The organism is Micromonospora sp. DT201, assembly GCF_049841575.1.
GTDB lineage: Bacteria > Actinomycetota > Actinomycetes > Mycobacteriales > Micromonosporaceae > Micromonospora.
In genome coordinates, this window is the sequence record NZ_JBNCKP010000002.1 from 462,148 (window position 1) to 475,311 (window position 13,164).

The window sequence follows — 13,164 nt, forward strand, 5'->3', positions numbered from 1 at the left end:
TGATCATCACAACGAGGAAACAGCAACCGACACGGAAAGGAAGGAGATGTCCGTGCGCAAGCTCGTGTATTACATCGCAGTCACCCTGGACGGCTTCATCGCCGCTCCCGACGGCGCTGACCCCACCGGCCCCGGCGGGTTCTGGCCCATCCCGGACGACTACCTGCACCACCTCGTCACCGAGTATCCGGAAACCCTCCCCGGGCCGGCCAGGCAGGCGTTCGGCATCACCGACCACGGCGGCCGGTTCGACACCGTCCTCGAAGGCCGCAACTCCTACGAGGTGGGTCTGAAGGCCGGCGTGACCGACGCCTACCCGCACCTGCGCCACCTGGTGTTCTCGCGCACGCTCGGTCAGAGCCCGGACCCAGCCGTCGAGGTCATGTCCACGGACCCGATTGCCACCGTGCGTGAGCTCAAGCGGCACGACGGCAAGGACATCTGGGTGATTGGCGGCGGCACCCTGGCCGGTGCCCTCTACCCCGAGATCGATCAGCTGATCGTCAAGCTCGCTCCGTTGACCATCGGCGCCGGCATTCCGCTGTTCGGCCGCGACGCCGTCTTCACCCCACGCACCTGGCGCATGATCGACCACACCGTCCTGGACAGTGGTGCGCTCTTCCTGACCTACTCCCGCACGACGAACGAGAACGAGCCCACATGACCAGCAGCAACACGATCCCCGGCGGCGTCACGATCCGTCCCATCACCGGTGCGGACGAGATCGCCCTGTTCAACCGCCTGCCATACACGATCAACCACGAACTCGCCGACGACCTGGTCGTTCGACGCCGCCGACCCGAGTGGATGTGGGTGGCCCTGCACGGCGACCGCGTGTTGGCGAGGGTCGCCTGGTGGGGCCGGGCCGGCGACAGCACCCCGCTGCTGCTGGACATCCTCGACATCGAAGACGGCGCCGAGGACCTGACCGAGGTGGCGCAGGCGCTGTATGAGACGGCCGCGAAGCAGGTTGTGCCGTCCGGCGCCACCCCACCCGAGTACGGTCGCTTCCTCCCGGCGGACTGGCGCGAGGACCCGGACACGTACCAGGCGGTGCGACGGAGGATGGGCGTCCTCGAAAACACCGGCGCACACCTGACGGTCGAGCGGCTGCGCCTGGAGTGGCGACCCGGGGCCGATCTGCCCGCGCCCGATGGGCGCCTGGCCTTCCGCCCGGCCCTCGACACCGACGAGCTGGTCGCGCTGATGACCCGCACCCTGGACGGGACCCTGGACGCGCACAGCCGCGAGGACCTGGCACAGATGTCCCCACACGAGGCCGCCGTCAAGCACTACGAGCAGGAGTTCGCCACGTACTCCAGCCCTCGTCAGTGGTGGCGCATCGGCACGTTGGGCGAGGACGGCGAGCCGGTCGGGTTCGTCGTCCCGGCGCGCAATTCCTACCACCCGGTGATCGCCTATCTTGGCGTCGTGCCAGAACACCGGGGCCACGGCTACGTCGACGGCCTCCTCGCTGAAGGCACCCGAATCCTGGCCGCCGAAGACGTTCCTCGCATCCGTGCCGCCACCGACCTGGGCAACGTCCCCATGGCAAACGCGTTTGCCCGCGCTGGCTATGTCAACTTCGAGCGTGCCATCAACATGGCCTGGCAGTGAGCCGCCCGCGGGGATAATCCCGCGCGACGACTTTGGTGTGCCTTTACGCTCCCGACCATGTTCGCTCCTGTGCAGATCACCTCCGGTGGATTAGAGCTTCGTGAGTTCGGGCCGCGGGACGCGCCCCAGGTGGCGGCGTTCGTGAGGGCCAGGGACCTGACGGCGCTGCCACCGGGCCCCCCGCAGGCCGTCGCCGATGTGGACGGATGGCTGGCTGAGACGCAACAACGGCGGCTGGACGGTGCCGGCGTGCTCTTGGCGATGGTGGAGGCGGCCAGCGGCGAGATCGTCGGCAGCATCGGGTTGCGAGACACCGACTGGAGGGCCGGACGCAGCGAAATCGGCTACGGGGTGCTGGCCAGCCAGCGCGGTCGAGGTCATGCGAGTGAGGCGGCCCGCGCGGTCGGCCGATGGGCGCTCACCGAGGGCGGGATGCGGCGAATCCAGTTGCGCGCCCGCGTCGACAACGTCGCTTCCGTGCGGGTCGCTGAAAACGCCGGATACCAGCGGGAAGGCACTTTGCGGATGGCCGATTGGGATGGCGAAAAGGGCCACGACCTGGCCGTCTTCTCGATGATCGCGACAGATCTCTAGACGGCCGAAGTCGACCGCTGACCCGACGCTCCGGTCTCCGGTCGGTTGGCACGGCTGCGGTACGTCGCTCTTACCGGTGCATCAGATCGGCCTTCACCGGACTGACAGGGGACGTCATCGCAACCCGCTGTGTCGTACGGTGTGTGCGCCGTGGCCGTCGGTTGCTGGACGGCCGGCGGCGCGGGCTGGGCGCGCGACCAGGCAGGGCGTGTCCGGCGACGGGGAGGATGACATGACCCAGATGCCGATGGGCGACTACGGCGAGGCGACCGAACGATTCGTGGCTTCCTGGACGGCAGGTGTCTCGGAGCGGGCAGCACAGACGCAGGCGCTCTCCGCACGAGTGGCGGCCATGTCGGCCACCGCCGATGGTGCCGATGGCGCCGTCCAGGTCACGGTGGCGGCGTCCGGCGTGCTGACCGACCTGCGCCTCGATGACCGGGTGCTGCGGTGGCGGCCCGCTGAGATCGCCGCCGAGGTGCTGACCGTGATGCGGCGCGCACAGGGACGGCTCTCCGCCCAGGTGGCCGAGGTTGCGGCGGAGACCGTCGGCTCCGACTCGGAAACCGCCCGGGCGGTCCTCTCCAGCTACGAACGCCGCTTCCCGGAGCAGCCCGAGGACGACAGGAGCGACCCGGGGCCGGAGGCGGGAGGCCGCCGTGACCGCCGATAAGGGTTTCGAGGTCACCAGCTCGGCACTGGTCCAGCACGCACGCTCGGTGGACCGGATCGCCGGGGAGGTGGACCAGGCCCACGCGGCGGCGGAGCACGTGGTGATGGGTTCCGAGGCGTACGGGAAGCTGCCCGTCTGCCAGGTGATCCCGCTGTTCCTGGACCTGCTGCAGGATCGGGCGGTGGCTGCGCTGGCCGCCGCCGAGGAGTCCCTACGCAGCGCCGTGGGTGGGCTGGAGTCCAACGCCCGCGCCTACGATGAGGCCGACTCCGGCATCTCCGCCAGCTTCAATGGAATGTACCGGTGAGCGCCGACGCGGCCATCTCGCTGGTTGCGACGCGAGAGGACACCACCGGCTGGTACAGCGGCGTCGGAGTGGCCGAGGGCATCGCCGGCCTGCGCGCCGGCATCGAGTCAGGCTCCTGGGTGGACGCCACGATCGGCGGCGTCGGCGCGTCGATGGAGGCATTGGCGTTCTGCACCGACCCCGTCGGGTCGCTGGTCTCGTGGGGCGTGGCGTGGCTGATCGAGCACGTGCAGCCTCTCTCCGACGCGCTCGACTGGTTGGCCGGCGACCCGGACCAGATCACCGCCTACGCACAGACCTGGCACAACGTCGCCCGTCACGTCGGCACGCAGGCCACGGCCTTCGGCGCGGCGGTGGGCAGCGATCTCGCCGACTGGGCGGGTGCGGCGTCCGACGCCTATCGGGCGTACGCGGCGAAGCACGTGGGCAGCCTGCAGGACATCGCGTCCGCCGCCGACCTGATCGGCATGCTGGTCGAGGGTGCTGGCCTGCTGGTGGCGCTGGTCCGCGAGCTGGTCCGGGACCTGATCGCCGACTTCGTCTCGGTGCTCGCGGTCCGGCTCTGGGAATGGCTCGCCGAAGCCGGCCTCACCCTGGGCCTCGCCACCCCGTGGGTTGCCGCGCAGGTGTCCGCTCTGGTCGCGAAGTGGGTCGCGAAGGTGGCCAAGGTCCTCGCCGCTCTCGCGTCCACCGTCAACCGGCTCCGTCCAATCTTCTCCCGCCTCGGCGAACTCGTCGACACGTTGGAGGCGGTTCTGAAGAGCCTCCGGCGCTCCCCGAGCGGGGGCCCTGCGGCCCCGGACCTGCCGACCACCGGTCCCAGGGTTGACGGGCCGCCGCCAACTGGGGGCGGCAATGGGCACGGCGGGGCGACGGCGGCACCGCCCTGGGCGGTGGACAGCCCCGGCGGTGGCGCGCCGACTGGTGCCTCCCCGGACGGTTCCTCGCCGGACGGTTCCTCGTCGGGCGGTTCGTCCCCGGACGGCTCAACCCCGGACGGCTCAACCCCGGACGGGACCGACCCGGACGGGACCGACCCGGACGGGACCTCCCCGGACGGGACCGACCCGGGCTTCGACCCGGCAGACGGGCCGGGCCGGCCGCCCGATCAGCCGGAACCGCAGACGTTCGCCACCAACGACGACGGTGCCGCTTGGGGGCGGGCCACCTGGGCAGAGGCGCAGGCTGACCTGACCCCCGACCAGGCCGACGCGCTCCGCTGGTACACCGGTGAGAAGCCTCCCGGGGCAGATCCGTGGCCGCCGGACTACAAGGACATCAACGGGGCGCTGCGCGGACACTCGCCGACCAGTCCTGAGCTGTCCGAGGTCATCACCCGGATCGACGAGTCGATGAACCTCCGACCGGTGCCGGACAACGTGATGGTCACCCGGGAAACCGGCCTGAACGCCTTCAACTGCGACCCCGCGCAGCTGGTCGGCAGCACCCAGCACGAGCCGGCGTACCTGTCGACGGCACTCGGCCCGGACGCCAACTTCGCCCCGCACAAGCCGGTCGTCCTGCACCTGGAGGTGCCCGCCGGCACTCCCGCAATGTACGTTGACGGCGTCTCCGATTTCCCCGCCGAACGGGAGTTGTTGCTCGGTCGGGGGCAGACGTACGTGATCGACTCCGCCGACTACGACGCTGCCGGCCGCCTGCACGTCCGTGGCCGCATCGTCCCCGGCACGAGTAACTGAGAGGTGCCATGATCCGCGGCCCGATGTCGGAGGATCCGGAGTTCCAGACCGTTTCCATGCCCGACAACTACCCGGACACTACGACGTCGCCGGTGCGGGTTCTGCCGGTGCAGCTCGGCGGACGGACCATCGGTTACCTCTGGGCAGCCGTGACCGACGACGCGGCCGGTTTCGTCGTACGCCCCGATGCCGGCCACGTTGGGCTCAACGCGGGCATCGGGTGGGTGCAGCGCATCCGCTGGGCGAAGGCCAACCAGGTGCGCCCGCTACAGGTGCTGCGGCAATGGGCCGGCAAGCCGGAGCACGCGAAGGCCGGTTTCGTGCCGGACGTGGCCGCGCAGGAAGCGCCGGGCCTGGCGGCGCTGCGGGCCTACGCCCAGGAGCCCGAGGCGCGGCAGCCGTAAGGCTCACTCAGGCCTGCTCGACAACGAACGCGCCGCCCGTCGCAGACATGCGGCGGGCGGCGCGGTTGGCGCGTGACGTCAGGAAATGGCCACGTCGCTGTAGTAGTAGTGCAGAATCGCCTGGTAGTTCTTGCCCGCGTTCGCTTGATCACGCGAGCCGTACTGCGACATCCAGTTCCCGTCCACCCAGCCACCGCACGCGGTGGTGGTCGCGCAGTAGTGCGCCCGCAGGATGTTGCCGCTCCGGGTCATCCTGGTCGACCAGGTGCGGTCCACCGCGGCTGACGTGGAGGCCACCGCAGACGACGGCCGGTACACCTGGTCGTTGGTGTTGTCAGCGACGTCGTAGCACTGCCCGGAGGGCGTCTTCCGGGTCGAGTGCAACGCCCAGTACCAGGCGTAGCTCTTGACGGCCATCGCACCGGCGTCCAGCGAAGCGGCCGGCCAACTCGTTATCCACTCGTTCGGGAGGACGTTCTTGACGTACGTCTTGAAGTCAACCCGGTCGACTCGCCCGAGGCTGACCCGGTAGACGAGGATGGTGGTTGGCAGCTTGCTGTTGGTGCCGTCGGTGCTGCAGCCCGTCACCCCGCCCGTCAGCAGCTCGTGCGATGCGTTGTTGTTCTTCAGCGTGGCGTTGAGGTTGCCCTTCGCCCCGGCAGCGAAGTCCTGGGTCGCACCGGCGAAGTTGCTGTTGAAGTAGACCCGCACGGTCTTGGAGGTGCGGTTCCACACGGACGCGGCGTTGTTCTTCACGCACAGGCCCTTGCCGCTGCCCGCACCCTTGAACTCGTAGCACGACGGCTGAGTCGTGCCGTAGTCGTCCTGGGAGTCGGTGAAGTCGGAGACCGAGCCGGCCTGGTTGCTGTTGTAGTAGTAGCAGAACTCGCCGCTGTCGCAGACCCCGTCCCGAGCCGCCGCCTGCGCTGGCGAGGCGACGGTCAGGATGGAGGTGGCCATGGCGAGGACGGCGCCGACGACGGCGAGGCCCTTGCGAATATTCACGGTGTCCTACTTCTCGTTGTAGCCCTGGGAGTTCCAGAACGAGGTCGGGTCGGCGTTGTCCAGGGTGGGGTCACCGACGCTGACGGCCGCGCGGGTCTGCCGGCCGGCCCGAACCTCGACGTGGGTGTGCGCGCCCGAGCTGGAGGACACCCCGTGCCACGACTCATCGGCGATGATCTCGCCCTTGCTGATGGCGTCGCCCGCGCTCACGCCGGACCTCGGCGCGGTGTGCAGGTAGACCACCGTCTTGTTGAGCGAGGAGTTGTAGACGGCGATCGTGGACAGGCCGCCGCTGCCGGTGCTGCCCTGCGCGACGTAGGTGACCGTTCCGGAGACCAGGGCGTGCACGTCCGAGCCGACGCTGCGGGCGATGTCGATGCCCTCGTGCCGGCCGGGCGTGGTGGTGTATCCGTCGAAGCCGCACGTGACCGAGCCGCCGCTGGCCTGGTACAGGGCGTACGACATGTTCGTGCGCGTCGACGGCGAGAACTGGTGCGATGCGTTGTTGTTCTTCAGCGTGGCGCTGAGGTTGCCCTTCGCCCCGGCAGCGAAGTCCTGGTAAGAACCGGCGTAGTCGCTGTTGAAGTAGACCCGCACGGTCTTGGTGCTGCGGTTCCAGACCGAGGCGGCCTCGTTCTTGATGCACAGGCCCTTGCCGGCGCCAGCGCCCTTGAAGTCGTAGCACGAGGGCTGCTCGGTGCCGTAGTCGGCGAGCGACCCGGTGAAGTCCGAGATCGAGCCAGCGTTGTCGCTGTTGTAGTAGTAGCAGAACTCACCGCTGTCACAGACCCCGTCCCGGGCCGCCGCCTGCGCGGGGGAGCCGACGGTCAGGATGGAGGTGGTCATGGCGAGCGCGGCGCCGACGACGGCGAGGCTCTTGCGGATGTTCATGGTGTCCTTTCGCGGACGGTTAGCGTTGGTTGGCGGATGGGTTCGGTGCGGGTCACTGCCCGCGCTGGTACTGCTCCCAGGTTGTGAACGGCATCTGAGGACCGTCATCCGGGCCCTGGTTGGCCAGGCCGTTCATGCCGAGGTAGTAGTCGCCGACCTGGTGCTGCGCCTGGCTGGACAGGTCCGTGTCGCTGATCGCCGTGGCGTGGATGTGCCACGGCCAGTCACCCTGACTCGGGTTACGGACCCAGGCGGCGAAGCCGACCTGGCGTAGAGCCCGGGCGACGGCGGTGCGCTTGGCGGCGGTCATGCCGGTGACCGCGATGTCCACCACACCCCCACCGTCGTGCGTACCGGCCGAGGTCGGGTCGCCCCCAGGGTTGTACGAGCCCTGATCGAGCACCAGGGTGTAACCGAGCAGACGCTGAGCCTCGGCCAGCATCGCCTCGGTACGGGCGTCGACGACGTACCCGTCACGCTGGACCTTCGCGCCTGGGCCGATCGTTTTGTTGACGGTGTAACGGTTCTGCCCGAGCTTCGTGAGGGAAGTCGTGCCGGGCAGCCCGTTCGCGGCGAGGCCGGTGTAGCCGAGCGAGCGCTGGTAGGCCGCGTACGCCGAGATGGTCACGGTGCCGAAGTAGCCGTCGACCCACTGCGCGTCCAACAGGCCCTTCGCCTGGAGCGCCTGCTCCACGGAGAGCACGGAACTCTTCGCGCCCGGGGTCAGCGTGTTGTCGGCACGGCGGGGGTCGATCTGGGCCGCCAGAACGGTGGCCTCCATGGACACGACAGGCAGCGCGGCCGTGGTGACGCTCGGCTGCGCTGTGGCGCCGGACTTCGCGGCCGATGCTTGGGCCGGGACGCTGACGGCCCCGCAGAGCACGGCGAGCCCGACAGCTATCCAGGGTCGGCGCATAGACGATCCTCCTCGTAGGTGGTGAGTCGCGTTGGGAACGGACTCACCCTGCGAGAAGCGACCTGTTGTTCGGTACCCCGTTGTCCTGTCAGATTCGTCAGGCCGTCGCGGACCTCGATGGATGTCGTGTTGTCAGATTGGCTGGAGCCCGGGACTGACATCGAGCTTCGTGCCTTGGCACCCGTCGTGGCGCTCAGGCGGTGACGTTGACCAAGAAGTAGACCGGCCGGCGGGTGGGGAAGTATTCCTGCCCGTGCTCGTCCACCATCTTCCAGCTGACCCAGCACTTCCCGGGGTGGTTGGGAGCGGTGACCTCGACGCTGATGTTCACCTTGTCGCCTGGTGGCGTGTCGCCGATCGGCACCCGATCCGGCATCTGGCAGCCGTCTGCGTCGGCGGCGGGGTTCATCCTCGCCAGGAAACGGTTGTGCCAGTCGACCTTTCCCACGTTTGCGAGCGTCCACACCTTCACGAAGGTGGAGTTCACCGGCACCTGCGTACCGTCGGGGTAGGTGGCATCGACGACGAACTTGCTCGAATCCCCAGGAATCAACGCATCCGAGAACGGTGTCGCGGCTGCGGGGCCAGCAGGGGACGACCGGCCGCGCACCATGACGCCCACGGCGGCGATCGCCACCACCACCATCACCGCAGCAGCGGCGAGCCACGGCGATCGGAGCTGACGCGCACGCCTGGCCTCAACCTCGGCGGTCTGCGAGTCATCCGCGACCCGCAGCGCACGCTGGCCCTCCGGTACGTGGTCCGAATTTGCGGTGAGGTCGGACATGACGGGCCCGCCGGCTTTCGGAGTGCCCACGGCGGCAGACGTAACGGCGGCCGCTGTGTCTGCCACGTACGTGTCTACAGTGCTTCGAGCATCGACCTCGGTCGCGAGATCGCTGCTGGTGGGCGCCGGTTCGCCATCCGGGACGGCGCGGACCGTCACCCGACGCTGAGCGGCCTCCCACTCGCGCCGCCACTGGACCTCGTCTGCCTCGCAGGCCCGGACGAACTCGCGCGTGGTCTCCCATGAGGGAAACCTGCTCCCGGTGGCAGCTTCGTGGAGCGTTGTGTGCGAGATGCGGCCCGACCGACCAGCCATCTTGCGGAACGATGGGCTGCCCACGCTGGCCCGTAGTGTCCGCAACTGTTCGGCGAATCTCTCGGCGGCCACACGGTCCTGAATCAACTCGGTGGCAGCACGCTGGTCTTCCATCCGTCCCCCTTGTCAGACATCGTCGTCAGGCGTTGTCAGGGCTTGTAAGAGGGTACCGAACGAACGTCGGTGACGATCATCGTGATGGATGAAGACACCGGGCGCGACAGATCCGGTGCATCGAAGGAGGTCACCGATGAAGAGCCTTACCCGACGTAGCGTGCGCATCCTCGCGGCCGCCGGGCTGGCTATGCCCGCGGTGCTGGCATTTTCCGGCCCTGCCTACGCCGAGACCAACCCGCGCTGCGCGGGCTCGGTGCAGATCGGCGCGACCGCGTACGTGACCGTCGGCGGCCAGACCGCCGCATCCGTCAAGCAGTACAAGGGATGCGGCAAGAACTACGCATACACGTTCGTGTGGCAGCAGTACCGGGCAAGCCACGGCTCGTACCAGGTCTGCACCTCGATCGTGACCGGGAACACGCTGCGCGACCTGCAGTGCTCGAGCGGTCCGGAGGTCTGGTCGTCCGGTGCCAACACGCTGTCGGAGTGCACCCGGGCCCTCGGCGGAATCTCCGACGTGGCGTCGAAGGAGACCGGCGTGCGCTGCTGACGGCAAGCTCGACCTTCGGCGACCGCGCGATCAGCGCGGTCGCCGTCGGGCCGTGGCCGGCAGCTCTCCGGACGGGAGCGCTCGGGCCGCGTCCCGGCCACCCGCGCCGGTGCTCATCGCCGCGCTGCTCGTGCTGGTTCCCGCCCCTGCCCGAGCCTGGTTCCGTTATTCCTGACGCGCCCTGCACGCTGACCGGGATTCACCCTGCGGACTTACACACACCGGCCGGGTGGGTTGCCCCACCCGGCCGGTGTCCGGATCCGTTCTCCAAGCCGGCCCCGGAAGGCTGGCAGTGCTGGAATGCCCTGTTAGTGCTTCTTGAACACCGGCATGGTGTCCAGCGTGGTGGTGATGTTCTGCGTGGTGCCGCCCCGATACGTCTTTCCGGTGAAGATGTCGGTCCAGCTGTTGCCCGGCGGGAACCACACCGACGTCGTGGCGGTGTTGCCGGGCGTCGTCACCGGTGCCACCAGGTAGTCCGGGCCGTAGAGGTACTCGGAACCGGCGGTGGCGTACGCGGCCTGCTCATTCGGGTAGGCCAGGTACATCGAGCGGACAATTGGCGTACCCGTGCGAGTGGCTTCCTTGGCAGCGGCGTAGGTGTACGGCAGCAGCTCCTCGCGCAGGTTCAGAAACTTCTTGGCCGACGCGTTCGCCACCGGGCCGTACTGCCAGGGCAGCCGGTCACTGTGGTTGGAGTGCAGCCGGTCGATCGGCTGGAACGTACCGAACTGGACCCACCGGGCGTAGAGGTCGTCGGGCAGTTTCGTGCTGCCCGGCTCGCTGCCCGGCTCCTGCAGCCCGTTCGTGTGCCCGCCGATGTCGTGGCTGATCGCAGCCAGCCCGGTCGCGGCCGACTCGCCCGGCGTGTAGCCGACCTCCATCTGCAGGGTCTGCCAGTCGGAGGTGGTGTCGCCGGTGAAATGCAGCGTGGTGCGCTTGTCAGCCCACGGTCCGGTCGACACCGGGGTCGGGCTGCTGTAGCCGCCGGCCTGCAATGAGCCGTACGCACGGGAGAACGCGAAGCCGGTCTTGTCGGCGTACTGCTGGTTGATCCATGCGTCCGCAGTAACCCCGGCAAGGGAGGACTTCGTGTTGTCGCAGCACCAGTCCAACCACCAGAGGTCCGGGCCCTTGCTGCCCTTCGGGAGCATCTCGTCGTGGAGCTGCATGTACGCCTTGAGCTGGTCCGGGTCGCCGAAGTCGAACGCGTAGCAGTCGGCACCGCCGTTGCAGCCGACGCGCTGCAGCTTGCCCTTCGCGGTGGCCTGCGCCTGCGCGAACTTCGGGTCCGAGCCAAGGATGCTCGGGTGGATGTTGATGCCGGTGTGCAGGCCCTGCTTCTTGGCCCAGTCGAAGAACGCCTTCGGGTCGGGGATCCGGGTGGGGTCGATGCTCCAGCCGTTCCACTTGTCCGGCGCCTTGACGTCGGTGTCGACGACGAGCGCATCCATCGGCACACCCTCGGCCTTGGCCCGGGCCACCAGGTCCTGGAACTCGGCTGCGGTGCGGTCGTAGTACTCGGAGTACCACACCCCGTACGCCCACTTCGGCAGCAGCTTCGTGGGCCCGGTCAGGGTCGACAGGTCCTTCAGGCCACGGTTGAAGTCCTGCCCGTACGCGAAGACGTAGCCGTCCTGCTCGGCGGCGGGCCGCGGCTTGGTGTTGCTCAGGGCCGAGGCCGAGTCGTCGAGCAGGTACCAGCCGTCCTGGTAGAGCAGGCCCGGAGCGGTGAGTGCGGCACCGCTCACGCCGTCGAGGCCCCGGCGGTAGCCGCCGAGCGGCGCGTGCGGGGCGAGCAGCGGAGAGGCCGTGTTCGTGACGGCGACCGTGTCCACATTGACGTTGCAGCTGGCATCCGTGGGGCAGCCCAGCGTCACGGTGTTGGTGCCGCGGTTGAGGTGGACCGGGACGGAAACGGTGTTCCAGTAGTCCCACCCGCTGGTCGGCGGAAGGGTCGCCGTGACCGGCGCCGCCGTTCCCGCCGTGACCGACATGGTGCGCGCCTGGCTCGGCTGGGAGCCGGCCTGGCCGTTGGCGTAGCGGATCTGCAGCTGGTAGCGACCCGCGGACGGAACATCCGTCACGGTGAGTGCGTCACTGGAGGTGGTGCTTTCCAGGCCGGCCAGGAACCCCGTACCGGAAGCGCCGTTGTGGTCGTTTCCGGGCTTCGCACCGCCGGTCAGCGCGCCGGTCTCGGCCTCTCCCAGCGTGCCGAACCGCAGGGGCTGCGGCTGGGGCGCGGCTGGTGCCGGGAACGAATCACCCTGGTTGACCACCGCGAGGCTGTCGATGTTCACATTGCCGGAGTCGTTGGGACCCCGCACGACGCTGATCTCGTGCCGGCCCGCAGCGAGGTCGACCGGCACGCTGGCCAGGCCCCAGGTGTCCCAGTTCGCGGTGGCCGGCAGCGTCAACGTGTGGCCGGCGTCGCCGTCGACCTGAACCGTCAGGGTGCGGTCCACGGTCTGGCCGTCGCCGCCGGCGCTGTTGGCGTAACGGACGGTGAGCTGCTTCGTACCGTCTGCTGGAGCATCGAGCGCGAACTTGGCCGAGTCGCCGGACGAGGCGAAGCCGGCCGCGAAGCCACGGCCGGTATATCCCTGGTGGTCGGTAGCCACGCCGGGACCGTTCAGCTGCAGCAATTCGGCCTCGCAGAGCGCGCCGAACGCGCAGTCCGGAGCGCTGTGGCCGGCCCAGGGTTGGCCCTGCACGACCTGCTTGCCGGTCTTGAGCTGCACGGTGAGGTTGTCGGCGGTGAACGTGCCCGAGCCGACCTTGTAACGCAGCGTCATCTCGCCGGTGTCGATGGTGAGCCAGCCGTGATCGACGTGCTTCGTGAAACGCGTACGGGAGAAGTCATCGCGCCCGATGGCGTTGAACGTGGCGGCGTTGGTGAACTTGCCGTCCTTCTGGTACTCGGTGCGGATCAGGGTCGGGGACAGCACTTCGAAACGTGCGTCGCCCGACCGAACGGCCTCGTCCTGCGCCTGCTTGTGGCTGGCCTGAGCTGGCGCAGACGGAGCGAGTGCCAGCCCCGTGATGAGAATGCCGGCTGTGGCGGCTGCTGTAGCGCCGCGGCGGCGTGAACTCCGATAGAGCAAGATGCGCTCCTCGTCTCATATGCAGGAAATGAGTCGATGACAACGCTGTCACCGGACTGAAATGCATGTCAACGGGCCCTGGTGGGTGTCTCTTCTCTCTTTCGTCGACGGCCGTACTCGTCCGGCAGGCCGACGCTGCACCGGGAGACAAAGACGGTCATCTTGGACGCGACCCTGCCGCCGT

General features: G+C 68.7%; 13 protein-coding genes. 8 read left to right on the plus strand and 5 right to left on the minus strand.

Features of this window, described 5'->3' with window-relative positions:
- The first annotated feature begins 52 nt into the window (after positions 1-52).
- The 7 genes from ACLQ28_RS05970 (at position 53) to ACLQ28_RS06000 (ending at position 5,295) form a co-directional block, all read left to right on the plus strand.
- On the plus strand, positions 53-664 hold the full coding sequence (locus ACLQ28_RS05970; RefSeq protein WP_425685167.1) for a dihydrofolate reductase family protein: 612 nt from the start codon (positions 53-55) through the stop codon (positions 662-664).
- Positions 661-1,617 carry a GNAT family N-acetyltransferase gene (locus ACLQ28_RS05975; RefSeq protein ID WP_425685168.1) on the plus strand — a complete coding sequence of 319 codons (957 nt, stop codon included), beginning with the start codon at positions 661-663 and terminating at the stop codon, positions 1,615-1,617. Before ACLQ28_RS05970 ends, ACLQ28_RS05975 begins: the two co-directional genes overlap by 4 nt.
- A 69-nt stretch (positions 1,618-1,686) precedes the next feature.
- On the plus strand, positions 1,687-2,211 hold the full coding sequence (locus tag ACLQ28_RS05980) for a GNAT family N-acetyltransferase (RefSeq protein WP_425685169.1): 525 nt from the start codon (positions 1,687-1,689) through the stop codon (positions 2,209-2,211).
- A 232-nt stretch (positions 2,212-2,443) separates the two neighbouring features.
- Positions 2,444-2,884 (plus strand): YbaB/EbfC family nucleoid-associated protein, encoded by a 441-nt coding sequence (locus tag ACLQ28_RS05985; RefSeq protein ID WP_425685170.1) that lies wholly within the window; start codon positions 2,444-2,446, stop codon positions 2,882-2,884.
- On the plus strand, positions 2,871-3,191 hold the full coding sequence (locus ACLQ28_RS05990) for a hypothetical protein (RefSeq protein WP_425685171.1): 321 nt from the start codon (positions 2,871-2,873) through the stop codon (positions 3,189-3,191). The genes ACLQ28_RS05985 and ACLQ28_RS05990 overlap by 14 nt, the downstream gene beginning before the upstream one ends.
- Positions 3,188-4,891, plus strand: a complete 1,704-nt coding sequence (locus ACLQ28_RS05995) for an ADP-ribosyltransferase (protein ID WP_425685172.1) — start codon at positions 3,188-3,190, stop codon at positions 4,889-4,891. The genes ACLQ28_RS05990 and ACLQ28_RS05995 overlap by 4 nt, the downstream gene beginning before the upstream one ends.
- 23 nt (positions 4,892-4,914) lie before the next feature.
- The gene (locus ACLQ28_RS06000) at positions 4,915-5,295 is read left to right on the plus strand and encodes a hypothetical protein (RefSeq protein WP_425685173.1); all 381 of its coding nucleotides are present in this window, start codon (positions 4,915-4,917) and stop codon (positions 5,293-5,295) included.
- A gap of 78 nt (positions 5,296-5,373) precedes the next feature.
- Here the strand turns inward: ACLQ28_RS06000 and ACLQ28_RS06005 are convergent, their stop codons facing one another.
- The 4 genes from ACLQ28_RS06005 to ACLQ28_RS06020 form a co-directional block, all read right to left on the minus strand.
- Positions 5,374-6,300, minus strand: coding sequence for a peptidase inhibitor family I36 protein (locus ACLQ28_RS06005; RefSeq protein WP_425685174.1), 927 nt, complete (start codon positions 6,298-6,300; stop codon positions 5,374-5,376).
- Positions 6,301-6,306: 6 nt separating this feature from the next.
- Complete coding sequence (locus ACLQ28_RS06010) at positions 6,307-7,191, minus strand: peptidase inhibitor family I36 protein (RefSeq protein ID WP_425685175.1); 885 nt, start codon at positions 7,189-7,191, stop codon at positions 6,307-6,309.
- 52 nt (positions 7,192-7,243) lie between these two features.
- Entirely contained in the window at positions 7,244-8,107 is an 864-nt protein-coding gene (locus tag ACLQ28_RS06015; protein ID WP_425685176.1) for a peptidoglycan-binding domain-containing protein, read from the minus strand.
- A gap of 193 nt (positions 8,108-8,300) precedes the next feature.
- Entirely contained in the window at positions 8,301-8,924 is a 624-nt protein-coding gene (locus tag ACLQ28_RS06020) for an NBR1-Ig-like domain-containing protein (protein ID WP_425685177.1), read from the minus strand.
- Between the two features lie 535 nt (positions 8,925-9,459).
- Between ACLQ28_RS06020 and ACLQ28_RS06025 the strand changes: the two genes are divergently transcribed.
- Positions 9,460-9,876 carry a hypothetical protein gene (locus ACLQ28_RS06025; RefSeq protein ID WP_425685178.1) on the plus strand — a complete coding sequence of 139 codons (417 nt, stop codon included), beginning with the start codon at positions 9,460-9,462 and terminating at the stop codon, positions 9,874-9,876.
- Positions 9,877-10,184: 308 nt separating this feature from the next.
- On the opposite strand, the gene ACLQ28_RS06030 is transcribed toward ACLQ28_RS06025, so the two are convergent.
- Positions 10,185-12,824: a TIM-barrel domain-containing protein gene (locus ACLQ28_RS06030; RefSeq protein ID WP_425685179.1), complete on the minus strand. Its 2,640-nt coding sequence runs from the start codon at positions 12,822-12,824 to the stop codon at positions 10,185-10,187.
- Positions 12,825-13,164: the final 340 nt, after the last annotated feature.

Coding starts and splice junctions, on each gene's coding strand:
- ACLQ28_RS06015 (WP_425685176.1), bottom strand. CDS start 8,107: ATGCGCCGACCCTGGATAGCTGTCGGGCTCGCCGTGCTCTGCGGGGCC.
- ACLQ28_RS06010 (WP_425685175.1), bottom strand. CDS start 7,191: ATGAACATCCGCAAGAGCCTCGCCGTCGTCGGCGCCGCGCTCGCCATG.
- ACLQ28_RS06025 (WP_425685178.1), top strand. CDS start 9,460: ATGAAGAGCCTTACCCGACGTAGCGTGCGCATCCTCGCGGCCGCCGGG.
- ACLQ28_RS05975 (WP_425685168.1), top strand. CDS start 661: ATGACCAGCAGCAACACGATCCCCGGCGGCGTCACGATCCGTCCCATC.
- ACLQ28_RS05985 (WP_425685170.1), top strand. CDS start 2,444: ATGACCCAGATGCCGATGGGCGACTACGGCGAGGCGACCGAACGATTC.
- ACLQ28_RS06000 (WP_425685173.1), top strand. CDS start 4,915: ATGTCGGAGGATCCGGAGTTCCAGACCGTTTCCATGCCCGACAACTAC.